The following is a 13,740-nucleotide window of genomic DNA, read 5'->3' as shown; positions in this document are numbered from 1 at the left end:
CGCCCCAGAGAGTCGCCCACTTCGCGCTGCCCTTAGGGTTACCGCCTTTCGCCCAGCTGAAACATGCCGCGTCGTACTGCCACGGCAGCTTCGCGCTGATGGAAAGGCCGGCCCTGGCAGACGCGTATCTTTGAGGTTCACCGCTCCAAAAGAGCGTGAAAAAACGGTTTCAACAACTTCACAAGAGTGTGGCGAGTAATGAACGATCTTGCGGCTGGCATACGCGCTGGCATCACCTCCACATCCCTGGGACTGCTCTGCGACCTCTAACCGCGTGTTCGCACGCGCAGGTCTCTTGCCGTCAACTGGGTGCTGATTTTTGGGAGAAGTGGTAATGGCGCACAACGATTACGAAACACTGGATGTGGTGCTGGTCGGGGCCGGCATCATGAGCGCGACCCTGGCCGTGCTGCTGAAGGAGCTCGATCCGGGCATCAAACTGGAAATCATCGAGCTGATGGAGTCCGGGGCGATCGAAAGCTCCAACCCCTGGAACAACGCCGGCACCGGCCACGCCGGGCTGTGCGAGCTGAACTACACGCCGGAATCGGCGGACGGCTCGATCGACATCAAGAAGTCGGTGACCATCAACACCCAGTTCGAGGAATCCAAGCAGTTCTGGGCCTACCTGATCGAGAAGGGCAGCTTCGGCTCGCCCAAGTCCTTCATCACCTCGGTGCCGCACCTGAGCTTCGTCCGCGGCCATGAGGGCATCGCCTACCTGAAGAAGCGCTTCCAGGCGCTGACCCAGCACCATGCCTTCGCCGAGATGGAGTACAGCGAAGACCGCGCCACCCTGGCCAAGTGGATGCCGCTGATGATGCCGGGCCGCGATCCCAACGAACCGATCGCGGCCACCCGGGTATTGGGCGGCACCGACGTCAACTTCGGCGCGGTGACCAAGCACCTGCTCGACCACCTGGCCAAGCAGCCGGACGCCAGGGTCAAGTGCAGCCAGAAGGTCACCGGCCTGCAGCGCAACCCGCAGGGCTGGCGCGTCAGCATCAAGAACCAGGCCGATGGCAGCCATCGCGAGATCCAGGCCAAGTTCGTCTTCCTCGGCGCCGGTGGCGCGGCCCTGCCGCTGCTGCAACTGTCCGGCATTCCGGAGGGCAAGGGCTACGGCGGCTTCCCGGTCAGCGGCCAGTGGCTGCGCTGCGACAACCCGGAGGTGGTCAAGCAGCACCAGGCCAAGGTCTACAGCCAGGCAGCCGTCGGTTCGCCGCCCATGTCGGTGCCGCACCTCGACACCCGCGTGGTGGACGGCAAGACCTCGCTGCTGTTCGGGCCCTATGCGGGCTTTTCCACCAAGTTCCTGCGCCACGGCTCCTACCTCGACCTGCCGCTGTCGGTGCGCCCGAGCAATATCGGGCCGATGCTGGCGGTGGCCCGCGACAACTTCGACCTGACCCGCTACCTGATCAAGGAAGTGTTGCAGTCCGAGGAGCAGCGCCTGGAAACCCTGCGCGGCTTCTACCCCGAGGCCAAGGCCGAGGACTGGCGCCTGGAAGTGGCCGGCCAGCGCGTGCAGATCATCAAGAAGGACCCCAAGCGCGGTGGCATCCTGCAGTTCGGCACCGAGCTGGTGGCCGCCGAGGACGGCTCCATCGCCGCCCTGCTCGGCGCCTCGCCGGGCGCCTCGGTGACCGTGTCGATCATGCTCGAGCTGATCCGGCGCTGCTTCCCCGAGCAGTCCAAATCCCAGCAGTGGGTCGACAAGCTGAACGAGATCTTCCCCGCCATGGGCAAGGTATTGGCCAGCGATGCCGAGCGCTACCGCGAAGTGCAGGCACGTTCGGATGAGCTGCTGCAACTGACCGAGAAGGAAGCGGCACTGGCCTGAGCCTGCGCCCTCGAATGAAAAAACCGCCCTCCTGGGCGGTTTTTTCATGGTCCCGGATCAAGCCCTCAGACGCCGCTAGGCGGAGGCGGCCAGACGAAAGCTGAAGTAGCGACGCAGCGCATCGACCATCTCCACGTACTCGGCCGGCGGCGCCACCAGGGCGAAGCCCGAGTCGAAATAACCGGGCGTGACATCCTCCCGGCACCACTGGCAGGTGGCGGAGAAATCGACGAAACGTGGCCCCTCGACCCCGGGGATCTTCAAGCGCAGCTCGAAACGCGCCCCGACCAGCATCGGCAACTGGCTGATCAGCATCAACCCGTCCAACGACACGTTGCCGATATAGCCCATCGGCTTGTCGGTGACACGGTTGAACACCTTCAGGTAGCTGGGCAGCTGGTGGCGTTCGATGTGGCGCTGGGCATGCATAGTGGCGCATCGCATTGGATGGCCCTTGAGTAGGACCGCACTACTGCCGTTAAACCCGCTTCAGGCACAGCGATCGGTCAGGCTCTGGCGGAGCCGACGGCGAACGGCGTCGAGTTCCTCATCACTGTAGTACGTCCGCTCGCCGCTCGCCTCTTCCCGGTAGTAGCGCCGCCCCTCCGGGAGCTGCGCCAGGCGATGGCGCAGGTCGCTGCATTCCTGGTCACGCTTGGCTCGGCGCTGGGCCGAGCTCGCGTCGGCCTCGGCCTGCTCCTGGCGGCGGGCATCGTAGAAGCGCTCGGTCCGCTCCAGCCGCTCGCGCGTAGCCGCATCGCGCTCGATCACCTGCGGCCTGACCTCGACCTGCTCGGCCCCCGCAGCGGCCGGGCGCTGGCCGAAGTGTACCTGTCCCTGGTCATCGACCCAGCGATAGATCTCCGCCGCCGCCAACCCCGGCAGCAGCAGCAGGCAAAGCCATGCGCGCATGTTTTCCTCCCTGAACGGTTTTTCGGCGCGGGCCGCGGCCGGCTAGAGCCCGGCAGGCGAGACCTTCGCCGCCTCCGCCTGGCCATAATGACCGAGCTGACGCAAGGTTTCCAGGCGGGCCTTGGCACGGAAGCCATACTCGCTGCCGGGGTAATGAGCGATGATGAACTGGTAGGTCTGCGCCGCATCGACGAACAGGCTCTGCCGCTCCAGACACTGCCCGCGCAGCAGGGAGATCTCCGGCTGCAGGTAGCTGCGCGAGCGACTCTTACGCTCGGCCTGGGACAGCTCGAGGATGACCTCGTCGCAGTCGCCCCGTTCGTAGGCCCGGTAGGCACTGTTCAGGTGGTGGTCGAGTGACCAACGGGTACAGCCGGCGGCGCTCAGCGCCAGAGTCAGGATCAACAGGGTTCTCATGGGACTCTCCTCGTGTTGCCCAGTGTATCGACCGGTCGCGGCTAATCTGCAGGTCCAGGCGCCCGCACGCGGCACAGGCACCGGCGTGCGGACAGCTATGCTGATAGACATAGGTACCGATGCGCTGCCGAAGCCGTCTCCACCCAGCGAGGTTCAGAACCATGCGTCTGCGCCAGCTACTGGTCGTCATCGATCCCCAGGAAACCCGCCAGCCGGCGCTGGAGCGCGCGGTGTGGCTGGCCCGACAGAATCAGGCGCAGCTGTACCTGCTGCTGGTCGAGTACAGTGCCGCCCTGGAGGCCAGCCGCTTCTTCGACAGCGCTCTGCAGACCAGGGCCCGCGCCGCCCTGCTCGAGCAGCGCGGCACCTGGCTGGAGGAGTTGGTCGCGCCGCTGCGCGCCGAGGGCCTGGAACTGCACCTGGACGTGCGCTGGGGCAAGCCACCCCATGGTCTGGTCCTGGAGAAAGTGGCCGAGATGAGCCCGGACCTGGTGCTCAAGTCCATTGCCCACCGCGATAACCTGCTGCAACGCCTGCTGCACAGCAACAGCGGCTGGCAGCTGGTACGCCACTGCCCCGTGCCGTTGTGGCTGGTGCAACACGGCCAATGGCAGGGGCGCACGCTGTGCGCCGCCCTCGATCCGCTGCACAGCGCCGATAAGCCGGCGGCCCTCGACCACCAGCTGATCAGCGCGGCCATGGACCTCGGCGAGCAGTTCGGTCTGCAGCCCCACTACCTGCACTGCCACGCCCCCCTGCCGCGCAGCCTGGTATTCGACGCCGAACTGGTGACCAATTACGAGGACTACGTGACACGCAGCACCGCACAACATCGCGAGGCCTTCGAGCAGCTGCTCGGCCACTACCCCATCGCCCTGCCCGACACCCATCTGATCGAGGGTTTCGCCGAGGAAGTCCTGCCGAACTTCGTCGGCGAGCGGCAGATCGACCTGCTGCTGATGGGCGCCATCGCCCGCGGCCACCTGGACACGGCACTGATCGGCCATACCGCCGAGCGCATCCTGGACAGCGTGACCTGCGACCTGCTGATCCTGAAAGCCGAGGCGCAAGGTAGTGCAGAGGAACGATGACTACAGGGGGGCGCCGTAGTAGCCTCCCGGCCAGCTTCAATTCAGGAGTCTGCGCATGACCTTTCGTCGTACCAAAATCGTCGCCACCCTCGGCCCGTCCAGCAACTCGCCCGAAGTCCTCGAAAAACTCATCCTCGCCGGCCTGGATGTGGCCCGCCTGAACTTCTCCCATGGCACGCCGGACGAGCACAAGGCCCGCGCCAAGCTGGTGCGCGAACTGGCCGCCAAGCACGGTCGCCACGTCGCCCTGCTCGGCGACCTGCAGGGCCCGAAGATCCGCATCGCCAAGTTCGCCGGCAAGCGCATCGAGCTCAAGGTCGGCGACCGTTTCACCTTCTCCACCAGCCACCCGCTGACCGAGGGCACCCAGGAAATCGTCGGCATCGACTATCCGGACCTGGTCAAGGACTGCGGCGTGGGCGACGAACTGCTGCTCGACGACGGCCGCGTGGTCATGCGCGTGACCAGCGCCACCGCCGACGCATTGCACTGCGAGGTGCTGATCGGCGGCCCGCTGTCCGATCACAAGGGCATCAACCGCCGCGGCGGCGGCCTGACCGCCCCGGCCCTGACCGACAAGGACAAGGCCGACATCAAGCTGGCCGCGGAGATGGAGCTGGACTACCTGGCGGTGTCCTTCCCGCGCGACGCCGCGGACATGGAATACGCCCGCCAACTGCGCGACGAAGCCGGTGGCAGCGCCTGGCTGGTGGCGAAGATCGAGCGCGCCGAGGCGGTGGCCGACGACGAGACCCTCGACGGCCTGATCCGCGCCAGCGATGCGGTGATGGTGGCCCGCGGCGATCTCGGGGTGGAGATCGGCGACGCCGAACTGGTCGGCATCCAGAAGAAGATCATCCTGCACGCGCGCCGCCACAACAAGGCGGTGATCACCGCCACGCAGATGATGGAGTCGATGATCCACAACCCGATGCCGACCCGGGCCGAGGTCTCCGACGTGGCCAACGCCGTGCTCGACTACACCGACGCGGTGATGCTCTCGGCAGAAAGCGCCGCCGGCGCCTACCCGCTGGAGGCGGTGCAGGCCATGGCGCGCATCTGCGCCGGCGCGGAGAAGCACCCGACCAGCCAGCAGTCCAGCCACCGCATCGGCAAGACCTTCAACCGCTGCGACGAGAGCATCGCCCTGGCGGCCATGTACACCGCCAACCACTTCCCCGGAGTCAAGGCGATCATCGCCCTGACCGAAAGCGGTTACACGCCGCTGATCATGTCGCGCATCCGTTCCGGCGTGCCGATCTTCGCCTTCTCCCCGCACCGCGCCACCCAGGCCCGGGCGGCACTGTTCCGCGGCGTCTACACCGTGCCCTTCGACCCGGCCGCGCTGCCCCCGGAGCAGGTCAGCCAGGCGGCGGTCGACGAGCTGCTGAGGCGTGGCGTGGTCGAGCCCGGCGACTGGGTGATACTGACCAAGGGCGACAGCTACCACACCATCGGCGGCACCAACGGCATGAAGATGCTGCATGTCGGCGAGAAGCTGGTGTAGCGCCCGCCGATACCGGAGAAAGGCCGCTCGATGAGCGGCCTTTCTCGTCTGCTGCCAGGCCTCAGGCGAACCGGCTGAAATCCGCCGGGCGCCGCTGCATGAAGGCGCTCAGCGCCTCGATGGCCTCTGGCGAGCGCAGGCGTTGGCCGAACAGGGCAGCTTCCTCCTCGATCACCCGACGCAGCTCCTCGCGTCCCGGTGCACGCATCAGACGCTTGCCGTCCAGCACCGCCGTGGGCGCCAGGCGCTGGAAACCCAGGGCCATCTCGCGGGCCTTGGCCAGGGTCGCCGCACCGTCGTCCAGCACCTGGTTGGCGATGCCCCAGGCCTCCGCCTGCTCGCCGCCGAAGGCCTCGCCCAGCAGCAACAGCTCGGTGGCCCGGGCATGGCCCAGCAGGCGCGGCAAGATCAGGCTGGAACCGAATTCGGGACAGAGCCCCAAACTGACGAAGGGCATCTTCAACCGTGCGTCGCGGCTGACGTAGACCAGATCGCAATGCAGCAGCAGGGTGGTGCCGATGCCCACTGCCGGGCCGCTGACCGCGGCCACTATCGGCTTGGCGAAGTCGAACAGCGTCCGCATGAAACGAAACACCTCGCTGTCCGGCCCCGTCGGCGGCGCCTGGATGAAATCGGCCACGTCGTTGCCACTGGTGAAGCACTCCGTGCCACCGGTAAGCAGCACGGCGCGGACGTCACTGTCCCGCTCGGCCTGGCTCAGCGCCTCGCCCAGGCCGGCGTACATGGCCCGGGTCAAGGCATTCTTCTTGTCCGGACGGTTGAGGCGCAGGGTCAGCAGCCCTCGCTCGCGCTCGACCAGCACATGCTCACTCATCGGTATTCCTCGGGCAGCGCCGCCGGCGCCTTCACGCATGCGGCAGGAACAGGTCGGCGAATACCTGGTTGCGCGGGATACCGGCCAGATACAGACGCCGCGCAAAGGTTTCGACGCTGTGGGGGTGGCCGCAGAGTAAGGCGAGGGTTTTACGCGAGACAAGGCGCAGTTCGGCCAAAGCCGCGGGCAACTGCGCCGCGCTGGTGAGTTCGACCCGCAGCTGCGGGTAGCCGGCAGCCAGGGCGGCCAGGCTGTCGGCGAGGTAGTGCTCGGCGGCAGCATGGGCCAGGTGAATGACCCGGATGGGACCCTGATGTTCCTGCCGTAGCGCCTCGCGCAGGATGCCGTAGAGCGGCGCCAGGCCGGTGCCGGCCCCCAGCAGCCAGAGTGGCCGGGCCTGCCAGTCCGGATCGTAGTGCAGCGCACCGCCCCGCAGCTCGCCCAGACGCAGGCTGTCGCCGGGACGCATGGCCCGCGCCGCGTCGCTGAAGGCCCCGCTCTGCCGGCAGTCCAGGTGGAACTCCAACCAGGGGTCTTCGCCGGGCAGACTGGCCAGCGAATAGGGACGGGCCACGCCGGCCTCGGTCCACAGCACCAGATGCTGGCCGGCGCGGTAGCGCAGCGCGTCTTGCGGGATCAGACGCAGGCGCAGCACGCTGGGGCTGAGCCAGTCGCAGCTGTGGATACGCGCCGGGCGGCCATCGCGCAGAGGGTCGAACACCTCGACCTGCAGGTCGTCGACGATGCGACACTGACAGGCCAGGCGCCAGCCCTGCTCCCGGCGGGCGTCATCGAGGGCGCCGGGCTTGGCATCCAGCGGCTCGCCTTGCAGACAACGCACCAGGCAGGCATGACAGCTCCCCGCCCGGCAGCTGTAGGGCACGGCGACACCGCCGGCGAGCAAGGCATCCAGCAGATTACAGGAGGGGGCGACGGTGAGGCGGTGCGCGCCGACCCGCAGCTCAGGCATCGGCTTCCTCCCAGGCCGCCATACAGCGGTTGCGCCCGCTGCGCTTGGCCTGGTAGAGCGCCTGGTCGGCGCGGTGCAGGGCTTCATCCAGATCGTCGTGCATGGTCAACAGGGTCATTCCGACAGACAGACTCAGGTCGCTCACCTTAACACCCAAGGGCTCGGCCCGGCTGAAGGCCTCGCGCAGCCGCTCGCAACAGGCGGCGAATTGCTCGCAGTCGGTGTCGGGCAGCAGCAACACGAACTCCTCGCCGCCATAGCGGGCCAGCACATCGCCGTCGCGCAGACAGGCCCGGGCGACGGCGGCGAAGGCCTGCAACACCCGGTCGCCGGCGGCATGGCCGTGAACATCGTTGATGCGCTTGAAATGATCCAGGTCGATCAGGGCCAGGCCGTGCTGGCGTCCAGCCCTCAGGTTATCCAGCGCACGGCTGGCCAGGCGCAGGAAGTGTCGACGATTGAACAGGCCGGTCAGCTCGTCCGTCGCCGCCAGATCCTCCAGCTGGCGCATCATGCCGCGCAGGGTGTCCTGATGCGCCTGCAGGGCGAAGCGCCGCTGGCGCATGCGCCGACGCAGGGTCTGCACGTAACTGGCGAACAGGCTCAGCCAGATCAGGACGGCGGCCAACACACAGACCTGCAAGGTAGCCGCGGCCGGGTCGTCCAGGCGCAGGGTGAAGGCCTCGTAGAGGTTCAAACCGGCGAAACCGAAGAAGGCCAGCAGCGCGCAGCGGACGAAGACCCTGGGCTGCAGCTCGAACACGCCGAACAGCATGATCAGCGGATAGATCACCAGCAGACTGCCGCGCCCCTCGTCGAACGAGGACAGCAACAGCGTCAGCCAGCCGAGGGCCACCAGCATCTGCGGCTCGGTCAGGCTGGGGTCGCGAAAGCGCAGGTTCTTTCCGGCGCGAAACACCGCGAAGAAGCCCAGCTGGCTCAGTGTCACCAGCAGGGTGAACAGCAGTGCGGTGGGCCAGGATGCCTGCAACAGGCCGTTGAACATGGCGACCGAGCACACCACGCCGGTCAAGGCGTAGGTCGCTGCCGCCATACCAAAGCGCTTGAGCAGCAAGCCTTTTAGCCTACGCTGAGTGACCCGCTGGCTACTCGAGCTCATGGGTTGATGGGCTCCGTCCCATACTGGCATCTGGCCGCCACTCTACCCCCGTCCGCCACAAATGCCTAGCACCGGCGACCGCCTTCGACCCTGGTCGGGTGTCCCCTGCGGGCGCTGCGCGCTATACTGCCGCGCCTTTTTTAAGCGCGGCTATTCACCTTGAAAGCCTGCGCCGGATCCTGGTCCGGCGCCCCGCAGTGCCTGCCCTACAGAGGAGCGCCCAGCATGACCGTGATCAAGCAAGACGACCTGATCCAGAGCGTCGCCGATGCCCTGCAGTTCATCTCCTACTACCATCCCGTGGACTTCATCCAGGCCATGCACGAGGCCTACCTCAAGGAGGAGTCGCCGGCCGCCAAGGACTCCATGGCGCAGATCCTGATCAACTCGCGCATGTGCGCCACCGGCCACCGGCCGATCTGCCAGGACACCGGCATCGTCACCGTGTTCGTCAAGGTCGGCATGGACGTGCGCTGGGACGGCGCCACCATGAGCGTCGACGACATGATCAACGAGGGCGTGCGCCGCGCCTACAACCTGCCGGAGAACGTCCTGCGCGCCTCGATCCTGGCCGACCCGGCAGGTAGCCGCAAGAACACCAAGGACAACACCCCGGCGGTGATCCACTACTCCCTCGTCCCGGGCGACAAGGTGGAAGTGGACGTCGCGGCCAAGGGCGGCGGCTCCGAGAACAAGTCGAAGATGGCCATGCTCAACCCGTCCGACTCCATCGTCGACTGGGTGCTGAAGACCGTGCCGACCATGGGCGCCGGCTGGTGTCCGCCGGGCATGCTCGGCATCGGTATCGGCGGCACCGCCGAGAAGGCCGCGGTGATGGCCAAGGAAGTGCTGATGGAGCACATCGACATCCACGAGCTGCAGGCCCGTGGCCCGCAGAACCGCATCGAGGAACTGCGCCTGGAGCTGTTCGAGAAGGTCAACCAGCTGGGCATCGGTGCCCAGGGCCTGGGCGGCCTGACCACGGTGCTCGACGTGAAGATCATGGACTACCCGACCCACGCCGCCTCCTTGCCGGTGTGCATGATCCCCAACTGCGCCGCCACCCGCCACGCCCACTTCGTGCTCGACGGCTCGGGACCTGCCGAACTGGAAGCCCCGGACCTGGATGCCTACCCGGAAATCGTCTGGGAGGCCGGCCCGAGCGCGCGCCGCGTCAACCTCGACGAAATCACTCCGGAAGAGGTGCAGAGCTGGAAGCCGGGCGAGACCATCCTGCTCAACGGCAAGATGCTCACCGGCCGCGACGCCGCGCACAAGCGCATGGTCGAGATGCTCAACAAGGGTGAGCAGCTTCCTGTCGACTTGAAAGGCCGCTTTATCTACTACGTCGGCCCGGTCGACCCGGTCGGCGACGAGGTGGTCGGCCCGGCCGGCCCCACCACCGCCACCCGGATGGACAAGTTCACCCGGCAGATCCTCGAGCAGACCGGCCTGCTGGGCATGATCGGCAAGTCCGAGCGCGGCCCGCTCGCCATCGAGGCGATCAAGGACAACAAGGCGGTGTACCTGATGGCCGTCGGCGGCGCCGCCTACCTGGTGGCCCAGGCAATCAAGAAGTCCAAGGTGCTGGCCTTCGCCGAGCTGGGTATGGAAGCCATCTACGAGTTCGAGGTCAAGGACATGCCGGTCACCGTGGCGGTCGACACCAACGGCGAGTCGGTGCACATCACCGGCCCGGCGATCTGGAACCAGAAGATCGCCGACAGCCTGGCGGTGGAAGTGAAGTAAGCGGCACCTCTGCCCAGAAGACGAGCCCGGCCCCGCGCCGGGCTCGTCGTTTCTGGCCGCTCTATCCCGCTATCCGGCAGGCGCCCACCTACTCCTGCGCATACTCCTGCTCCACCACTTCGAGGAAGGCGTCCACCACCCGCGGATCGAACTGCTTGCCGCTGCGCGCGCGCAGGTAGTCCAGCGAATCGGCCAGGGACCAGGGTTCCTTGTAGGGCCGCCGATGCATCAGGGCGTCGAATACGTCGACCACCGCGACGATGCGTGCCGAGAGGGGGATCTCCTCGCCGCGCAGGCCCTGGGGATAACCGTTGCCATCGAAGTGCTCGTGGTGGCCGCCAGCGATCTCCGCGCCGATCGACAGGTAACTCTGACCCTCGACCATGCGTGCCGAGCGCTGCAGGATGGCCGCACCGATGCTGGCATGGCGGCGCATCACCTCGCGCTGCTCAGCGTCATGTACTCCGGGCTTGAACAGCACCAGGTCGGGGGTGGCGACCTTGCCGACGTCGTGCAGGATGCTGGCCATGCCGATCAGTTCGAGAAAGCGCGGCGTCAGCTGCTCGGGGTAGTCGCCACGCTCGGCCATCCGCTGCGCCGTGCGCGCGGTCCAGCGCTCGACACGCAGCACGTGCTCGCCGGTATCACTGTCGCGGTACTCGGCCAGATCGGCCAGGGCCACCACCGTGGCCTCCTGCGCGCGGGTCATCTGCAGGTGATGGTGGAGGTTGTCGAAGGCCGAAGCGATGCGGCTGCAGAACACCTCCAGCAGGTCCTTGTCCACCTCGGTCAGCGGCCAGGGTGGGGTGAAATACAGCAGGAATTCGTGGCGGGTCTGGGTCGGGATGTAGAGCACCTCGTTGGGATAGGCGTAGAGGCTCTGCTGCCGTTCGACCGCCTGCAGCATCAGCGCATAGGCCGGGTGCGCCGAGTCGAGTTCGTCATGCCGGGCCGCCTCGGCGAAGCTGCCGGTGGCGCCGAGTACCTGTAGGGCCACCGAACCGCTGCCGGCACCCCGACGTACGCAGAGGATGCCGTGAGTGCCGACGTCGAGGATGGCGCCGATCTGCGCCAACACGCCGGAGGCGAACTCGCGCAACGAGTGCATCTGGTAGAGGTTGGCCGAGCCCTCGAGGATCTTGCTCAGGCCCTGGCGGCTGCGCTCGATGGCCACCAGGCTCTCGTAGGCGCGCAGGGAAGAGATGACCGTGGTGTAGAGCTTCTGCAGGGTCAGCTCGGTCTTGGCCTTGTAGTCGTTGATGTCGTAGGCGACTATCACCTCCTGCTCCGGCGCCTGCCCCGGCTGACCGGTGCGCAGCACGATGCGCACCAGGGGGTTGCCCAGTTCCTCGCGGACCCGATGCACCAGACGCAAGCCGGCATCCTCGGTCTCCATCACCACATCGAGCAGGGTCAGGGCGATATCCGGCTGGTCGCGCAACAGGGCGAAGCCCTCCTCCCCGGAATAGGCACTGAGCAACTCCAGCCTGCGTCCCTTGTACTCGACGTCGCGCAGCGCCAGTTGGGTGACCCGGTGCACATCCGGTTCATCGTCGACGATCAGCAACCGCCACGGCATTTCACAGTGCAATACCGGCGGATCGGCACTGTCGTCGATCAGCCAGTCGTCCTCTTCGTGGGCCTGTTCTTTGCTCACATTGCCTCCTCGGGCGGCTGCGGGACGATGCGCGGAATGCGCAGGGTGAAGCAGGTGCCCTGCCCCGCCGTGCTCGCCACCTGGATCTGGCCGCCCAGGCGCCGGGTCACAAGGTTATAGACCACATGCAGGCCCAAACCGCTGCCACCGACGCCACGTTTCGTCGTGAAAAAAGGCTCGAAGATGTGCGGCAGATGCTCGGAGGCGATGCCCTGCCCATCGTCCTCGAAGCGCACCACCACCCAGTCGCCTTCATCCTGGGCGCCGAGCCGGATCTGCCCTGCCGCCCCATCCGGGAAGGCGTGGGTCACCGCGTTGACCAGCAGATTGGTCACCACCTGGGCCAGGGCCCCCGGGTAGCCGTCCAGCTGGATATCCGCCGGACAGTCGATGCGCACCTGGATCGGCAGGCGCTTGTAGGTCGGCCGCAGGCTCTCGACCACCTCGCCCAGGTAGCGGGCGAGGTTGAATTCACGGCGCGCCTCGCTGGTCTGGTCCACCGCCACCTGCTTGAAGCTGTGCACCAGGTGCGCCGCCCGGTTGGCGTTGGCCAGGATCAGTTCGACGCTCTCTTCGGCGGCCTGCAGGTAGCCCTCGACCTCCGACTTCTTCAGGCGCCCGGCCTGCAGCTGGCCGGCGAAGCGCCGGGTCTGTTCGGCCAGCACGCTGGCCCCGGTCAGGGTAATGCCCAGGGGCGTGTTGATTTCGTGGGCCACGCCCGCCACCAGCCCGCCGAGGGCCGCCAGCTTTTCCGCCTGGATCAGGGTCGCCTGGGTGCGCTGCAGTTCCTCGTAGGCGCCGCGGATGTCGCTCTCGGCCTGGCGCCGGGCCTCCAGGTCCTCGGCCAGGCGCCGGGCGATGCGCTTGAAGCCGCCGAGTACCTCGCCGAACTCGTCGAGGCTGGCGCCCGGCAGCACCAGCGACTCCGGCGGGCCGCGGTGCTCGGCCGCCTGGTGCAGGGCGTCGCGCAACGCCGCCAGGGGCTTGAGCACCTGCAGGCGCAGGCTCAGCGACAGCGCCGCCACCAACAGCACGTCGAGGGCGAGTATTTCCAGGAAGCGTCGCCACACCTGCTCGTTCAGCGTGCCCTGCATCGCCTGGCGCGACAGCAGCACCCGTACCCGGCCGAGCACCTGCTGCTCGTCCCGCCCGCGATTGCGCAGGGGAAACTCCAGGTGGTCGTAGCGCGCGTTTTGCCGCCGCGTCGGCTCCTGCACCCCGGCCGATGCCAGCAGCTCGCCATGCTCGCTGTACACCACGATGCCCAGCACCGGCGGCTTGACCTCGGCGGCCAGGTTCTCCTGCAGGGTCGCGGTGTCGAAGTTCCACAACGGATTGACCAGATTGGTCTGCAGGCGCTGCTGCACGCTGTCGCGGTCGCGCTGGTACTGCTCGAGCAACTGACTGCGCATGCTCCAGTACGCCAGCGCCCCGGAACAACTGAGCAGCGCCGTGACCAGAACCACGAACAGGGCATTGAGGCGGAAGCCTATACTGTTTCTCATCACCTACCCCGGCCGAGCGCCGGCGAGATCGACTCGCACCGGGATTGGGGGCACGAGATGGACGAGGCGCAAGCCTTACCTACCACGATAGTCCACCGGAGCCGCACCCGGTCCGGGCATCACCGTAATGAGGA

The 13,740-nt window shown here is 67.0% G+C and carries 12 protein-coding genes; 4 read left to right on the top strand and 8 right to left on the bottom strand.

All coding sequences use genetic code 11. The features are described 5' to 3' along the window. Positions 1 to 334 precede the first annotated feature (334 nt). Positions 335 to 1,843 (top strand): malate dehydrogenase (quinone), encoded by a 1,509-nt coding sequence (gene mqo / locus SBP02_RS04755; RefSeq protein WP_318645246.1) that lies wholly within the window; start codon positions 335 to 337, stop codon positions 1,841 to 1,843. A 75-nt stretch (positions 1,844 to 1,918) separates the two neighbouring features. On the opposite strand, the gene SBP02_RS04750 is transcribed toward mqo, so the two are convergent. Genes SBP02_RS04750 through SBP02_RS04740 form a run of 3 tightly spaced genes read right to left on the bottom strand, consistent with a single transcriptional unit; the run spans position 1,919 to position 3,172 of the window. Next, positions 1,919 to 2,272, bottom strand: a complete 354-nt coding sequence (locus SBP02_RS04750) for a PilZ domain-containing protein (RefSeq protein WP_318646301.1) — start codon at positions 2,270 to 2,272, stop codon at positions 1,919 to 1,921. A 60-nt stretch (positions 2,273 to 2,332) separates the two neighbouring features. Next, positions 2,333 to 2,755, bottom strand: a complete 423-nt coding sequence (locus SBP02_RS04745) for a DUF4124 domain-containing protein (RefSeq protein WP_318645245.1) — start codon at positions 2,753 to 2,755, stop codon at positions 2,333 to 2,335. A 42-nt stretch (positions 2,756 to 2,797) separates the two neighbouring features. After that, complete coding sequence (locus tag SBP02_RS04740) at positions 2,798 to 3,172, bottom strand: tetratricopeptide repeat protein (RefSeq protein ID WP_318645244.1); 375 nt, start codon at positions 3,170 to 3,172, stop codon at positions 2,798 to 2,800. A 161-nt stretch (positions 3,173 to 3,333) separates the two neighbouring features. On the opposite strand from SBP02_RS04740, the gene SBP02_RS04735 reads away from it, so the two are divergent. Then, positions 3,334 to 4,263 (top strand): universal stress protein, encoded by a 930-nt coding sequence (locus SBP02_RS04735; protein ID WP_318645243.1) that lies wholly within the window; start codon positions 3,334 to 3,336, stop codon positions 4,261 to 4,263. Between the two features lie 55 nt (positions 4,264 to 4,318). Next, positions 4,319 to 5,770, top strand: a complete 1,452-nt coding sequence (gene pyk, locus SBP02_RS04730; RefSeq protein WP_318645242.1) for a pyruvate kinase — start codon at positions 4,319 to 4,321, stop codon at positions 5,768 to 5,770. Positions 5,771 to 5,831: 61 nt separating this feature from the next. Here the strand turns inward: pyk and SBP02_RS04725 are convergent, their stop codons facing one another. Genes SBP02_RS04725 through SBP02_RS04715 form a run of 3 tightly spaced genes read right to left on the bottom strand, consistent with a single transcriptional unit; the run spans position 5,832 to position 8,695 of the window. Next, entirely contained in the window at positions 5,832 to 6,605 is a 774-nt protein-coding gene (locus SBP02_RS04725) for an enoyl-CoA hydratase (RefSeq protein WP_318645241.1), read from the bottom strand. 31 nt (positions 6,606 to 6,636) lie between these two features. Continuing rightward, a complete protein-coding gene (locus SBP02_RS04720) occupies positions 6,637 to 7,575 on the bottom strand; it encodes an iron-sulfur-binding ferredoxin reductase (protein WP_318645240.1) in 939 nt (312 codons plus the stop codon). Next, positions 7,568 to 8,695, bottom strand: a complete 1,128-nt coding sequence (locus SBP02_RS04715; RefSeq protein WP_318645239.1) for a GGDEF domain-containing protein — start codon at positions 8,693 to 8,695, stop codon at positions 7,568 to 7,570. The genes SBP02_RS04720 and SBP02_RS04715 overlap by 8 nt, the downstream gene beginning before the upstream one ends. Before the next feature lie 225 nt (positions 8,696 to 8,920). Here SBP02_RS04715 and SBP02_RS04710 point away from each other — a divergent pair, with 225 nt between their 5' ends. Then, positions 8,921 to 10,444: a fumarate hydratase gene (locus SBP02_RS04710; RefSeq protein WP_318645238.1), complete on the top strand. Its 1,524-nt coding sequence runs from the start codon at positions 8,921 to 8,923 to the stop codon at positions 10,442 to 10,444. A gap of 88 nt (positions 10,445 to 10,532) precedes the next feature. Here the strand turns inward: SBP02_RS04710 and SBP02_RS04705 are convergent, their stop codons facing one another. After that, complete coding sequence (locus SBP02_RS04705) at positions 10,533 to 12,101, bottom strand: DUF3369 domain-containing protein (RefSeq protein ID WP_318645237.1); 1,569 nt, start codon at positions 12,099 to 12,101, stop codon at positions 10,533 to 10,535. Further along, positions 12,098 to 13,606, bottom strand: coding sequence for a sensor histidine kinase (locus tag SBP02_RS04700; protein WP_318645236.1), 1,509 nt, complete (start codon positions 13,604 to 13,606; stop codon positions 12,098 to 12,100). The genes SBP02_RS04705 and SBP02_RS04700 overlap by 4 nt, the downstream gene beginning before the upstream one ends. Between the last annotated feature and the right edge of the window lie 134 nt (positions 13,607 to 13,740).

The sequence above is a fragment of the Pseudomonas benzenivorans genome, assembly GCF_033547155.1.
Taxonomy (GTDB): domain Bacteria; phylum Pseudomonadota; class Gammaproteobacteria; order Pseudomonadales; family Pseudomonadaceae; genus Aquipseudomonas; species Aquipseudomonas benzenivorans_B.
Note: the sequence above shows the minus strand (reverse complement) of the source record. Positions and strands in the feature narration are given on the sequence as shown.

Excerpts from the sequence above, each read along its gene's own strand:
- mqo (WP_318645246.1), top strand. The coding sequence starts at position 335 with ATGGCGCACAACGATTACGAAACACTGGATGTGGTGCTGGTCGGGGCC.
- SBP02_RS04710 (WP_318645238.1), top strand. The coding sequence starts at position 8,921 with ATGACCGTGATCAAGCAAGACGACCTGATCCAGAGCGTCGCCGATGCC.
- pyk (WP_318645242.1), top strand. The coding sequence starts at position 4,319 with ATGACCTTTCGTCGTACCAAAATCGTCGCCACCCTCGGCCCGTCCAGC.
- SBP02_RS04725 (WP_318645241.1), bottom strand. The coding sequence starts at position 6,605 with ATGAGTGAGCATGTGCTGGTCGAGCGCGAGCGAGGGCTGCTGACCCTG.
- SBP02_RS04715 (WP_318645239.1), bottom strand. The coding sequence starts at position 8,695 with ATGAGCTCGAGTAGCCAGCGGGTCACTCAGCGTAGGCTAAAAGGCTTG.
- SBP02_RS04745 (WP_318645245.1), bottom strand. The coding sequence starts at position 2,755 with ATGCGCGCATGGCTTTGCCTGCTGCTGCTGCCGGGGTTGGCGGCGGCG.
- SBP02_RS04750 (WP_318646301.1), bottom strand. The coding sequence starts at position 2,272 with ATGCATGCCCAGCGCCACATCGAACGCCACCAGCTGCCCAGCTACCTG.
- SBP02_RS04700 (WP_318645236.1), bottom strand. The coding sequence starts at position 13,606 with ATGAGAAACAGTATAGGCTTCCGCCTCAATGCCCTGTTCGTGGTTCTG.
- SBP02_RS04740 (WP_318645244.1), bottom strand. The coding sequence starts at position 3,172 with ATGAGAACCCTGTTGATCCTGACTCTGGCGCTGAGCGCCGCCGGCTGT.
- SBP02_RS04735 (WP_318645243.1), top strand. The coding sequence starts at position 3,334 with ATGCGTCTGCGCCAGCTACTGGTCGTCATCGATCCCCAGGAAACCCGC.
- SBP02_RS04720 (WP_318645240.1), bottom strand. The coding sequence starts at position 7,575 with ATGCCTGAGCTGCGGGTCGGCGCGCACCGCCTCACCGTCGCCCCCTCC.